This is a genomic window from Actinoplanes sp. NPDC051633 (assembly GCF_040681735.1).
GTDB lineage: Bacteria > Actinomycetota > Actinomycetes > Mycobacteriales > Micromonosporaceae > Actinoplanes.
Window position 1 is genome coordinate 1 of sequence record NZ_JBFAZH010000885.1, and the last position, 3,314, is coordinate 3,314.

The window sequence follows — 3,314 nt, forward strand, 5'->3', positions numbered from 1 at the left end:
AATTAACTAAAGAAATGTAATTTTGATTATGTAATAAGTTTTGGAGACGTCGTCGACGAACGACTTGTCGATCTTGATGATGTCGATCGGGAAGCGGCGTAGATAGGCCAGCGACGAGTAACCGGTGCCGAAATCGTCGATCGCCAGGCGTACCCCGAGCTTCTTGACCTGCTCGAGCTGGTGCAGGGTGCTGGAGCGGTGATCCACCAGCAGGCTCTCGGTCAGCTCGATGACCAGCAGCTCGGCGGCCAGCCCGCTGTCCGCCAACACGGCCGACACCAGCGTGGGCAGGTTGCCCTGGTCGAGCTGGACGGCGGAGAGGTTGACGCTGACCGTCAGCGGCCGGTCCCTGAGCTCGTTCCAGCGGGCCGCCTGCCGGCAGGCCTCGCGCAGCACCCATTCGCCGATCGGCACGATCATGCCGGTCTCCTCGGCGAGCGGGATGAAGTCGAGCGGCGGGATCGTGCCCCGGTCGGGGTGCTCCCAGCGGACCAGCGCCTCGAGCCCGGTGATCTCCTGCGTGCGCAGGCGCACGATGGGCTGGTAGCGGAGCTGGAACTCGTGCCGCACGATGGCCCGGCGCAGGTCCGCCTCCATCCGCAGCGCGGCCTGGAACTCGTCCTGCATGGCCGGCTCGAAGATCTCGTAGCGGTCCTTGCCCTGCTTCTTCGCCTGGTACATCGCCAGGTCGGCGCGGACCATCAGCTCCTCGGCGTCGTGCCCACCGGTCTCGGTGAACGCGATGCCGATGCTCGAGCTGACGTAGGTCTCCTTGCCGCCCAGGTCGAACGGCTCACGGATGGCCTCGAGGATGCGCCGGGCCACCGGCACGACCTCTTCGACGCCGCCGGCCGAGGGCAGCAGCACCGCGAACTCGTCGCCGCCGAGCCGGGCCGCGGTGTCGCCCTTGCGCAGGCAGCGCTGGATCCGCTCGGCGACGCCCTGCAACAGCAGGTCACCGGACGCGTGGCCCAGCGAGTCGTTGACCACCTTGAACCGGTCGAGGTCCACGAAGAGGGCGGCGACGCCGTGCGGGGCGCCGGCGAACGCGCGTTCCATGCGGGTCGTGAAGAGCGCGCGACTGGCCAGACCGGTCAGTGAGTCGTGGAACGCCTGGTTCATCGCCTCGAGCGTCCGGGCGTCGGTGAGAGCCAGGCTGATGTGCTCGGCGAAGGCCTTCAGCGCGTCCCGCGACGGCTCGTCCCAGACGCGGGCCCCGGAGTACGACGCCACCGCCAGGGCGCCGACCACCTGACCGTTCTCGTGCACCGGTGCCGCCATGACGGCCTTCATGCCCAGCCGGGCGCCGTCCGGGTGGGCGATCGGGGAGTCGTCGTAGTTCTCCACGGCGACCAGTTCGTCGCCCATGATGGCCAGGCCGGACACACCGGCCGAGGGCAGTGGAATCCGTTGCGCTGCGTCGCTGCTGGCCGCGGAGAATCCGGCACCGAGATTCACTCCCGCGACCACCGTGACCACCGACGGGTCGTCGGCCTCCAAGAGGTTCAGGAAGGCGACGTCGGCCCTCAGCAGGTCGGCGGCGCCCGCCGTGACGGTGCCCAGGATCTCCTGCAGCGGCGCCCGGCGGGCGATCGCCCGCTGGATCATCGACAGAAGCTCGAACAGTCGCTCCCGCTCGTGCATCGAGTCCGCGTGGCGACGCTCCGACTCGATCACCTCGAGCGCCTGCAGGCTCAGCTCCAGCACCCGGGCCATGCCGCGCAGCAGGCAGACCTCCTCGGCGCTGAAGGACGGCCCGCGCCGGGCGAGCACCAGCAGCCCGTCGGAATCGCCGCCGATCTCGGCGTGGGTGACCGAGTGCATCCGGCCGTCCAGCTCCATCGTGCCGGCCCGGCCGGCCGCGATCTCGGCGAGCCGGTGCGCGGGCAGCCGCTCGGCGGGCACGCCGACGGTGGCCGTCACCACTCCACCGACCATGAGGACGGCGACCTCCGCCTCGAGAGCGAGGGCCGCGCACTTCACGGCGGCATGGTGCGCGGCCGGTCCCGAAGGCCGGTCGGCGACCACGGAGAGGAACTCCGTCAGTTGCTGCGTTGCGAGCGCCACAGTCGAACGGTCGGCGGGCGAACGCCGAACCTGAGTGGTTCCGGGTCCGCCCGCTCTCACACGCCCGGGCACGACTCGGGCACCGATGCCGGGCAAACGGGCATTACCTTGATCCGGTTTCGTGCCCCGGTGGGATGATTTACCGCGTATCCGTGTTGGCGGAAAACGGTCAATGAACCAACAAAGTCTCTTAGGCTGTGACCGGGGCCACACGTTTCGCCGATGTTAAGAATGGTCCACGGCACGTGAAGCCCGGAGGTGCGGATTGAATGCGGACGAGCGGCAGCACCAGATCGTCGCTCTGGCGCGGCGGCAAGGTGAGGTCGATGTCGCCAAACTGTCCGCCGAGCTGACCGTTTCGGCCGAGACCATCCGCCGAGATCTGCGATTGCTCGAAAAGCACGGACTACTCCGGCGTACGCACGGCGGTGCGTACCCGGTGGAGACAGCGAAATTCGAAACCGATCTCGCAATGCGCACCACGCGCGGCGTGCCGGAGAAAAGGCGCATCGCCGCGGCCGCGGTCGGTCTGATCGGTGATGCCGAAACCATCTTCATCGACGAGGGGTTCACGCCGCAGCTGATCGCCGAGGCGTTGCCCACCGACCGTCCGCTCACCGTGGTCACCGCCTCGCTGAACACGGCGGCGTGGCTGTCCACCAACTCGCCGGTCACGGTTCTGCTGCTCGGCGGCCGGGTCCGGGGCCGCACCCTGGCCACGGTCGACCACTGGGCCAGCACCATGCTGGCCGGCTTCGTCCTCGACCTCGCGTTCGTCGGGGCCAACGGAATCTCCCGCGAGGTGGGTCTCACGACGCCCGACCCCGCGGTGGCCGACGTGAAGGCGCAAGCCGTACGCGCGGCGCGCCGGCGCATCTTCACCGGCATTCACACCAAGTTCGGCGTACGCACGTTCTGTCGATTCGCCGAGATATCCGATTTTGAGTCACTGGTCACGGACACCGGCCTCCCGGCATCCGAGGCGCATCGCTATTCACGACTCGGGCCACAAGTGATCCGCGTCTGAAAGCAACACGCATCACCGCGCCGGCAGAAAGTCCAAAGGGCCGGCTGAATCGTGCATTCTTAAAACGGAGGATCTGCCGTGCAGAAACCACGTAGGAAACTGTCGTTCGTGCTGGCCGGCGCCACCGCCGGCGCACTCGTGCTCTCCGGTTGTTCCGGTGCCGGTTCGACCGGCGGCGGGGGAACCGAGGGCGGCGACAACACCATCACCGCGCTGATGG

At 68.1% G+C, this 3,314-nt stretch carries 2 protein-coding genes; one reads left to right on the forward strand and one right to left on the reverse strand.

The window, feature by feature from the left end; translation table 11 throughout:
• Positions 1 to 6 precede the first annotated feature (6 nt).
• Positions 7 to 2,067 (reverse strand): EAL domain-containing protein, encoded by a 2,061-nt coding sequence (locus tag AB0M20_RS33880; protein WP_364304419.1) that lies wholly within the window; start codon positions 2,065 to 2,067, stop codon positions 7 to 9.
• A gap of 265 nt (positions 2,068 to 2,332) precedes the next feature.
• Here AB0M20_RS33880 and AB0M20_RS33885 point away from each other — a divergent pair, with 265 nt between their 5' ends.
• The gene (locus AB0M20_RS33885; protein ID WP_364304421.1) at positions 2,333 to 3,094 is read left to right on the forward strand and encodes a DeoR/GlpR family DNA-binding transcription regulator; all 762 of its coding nucleotides are present in this window, start codon (positions 2,333 to 2,335) and stop codon (positions 3,092 to 3,094) included.
• Positions 3,095 to 3,314: the final 220 nt, after the last annotated feature.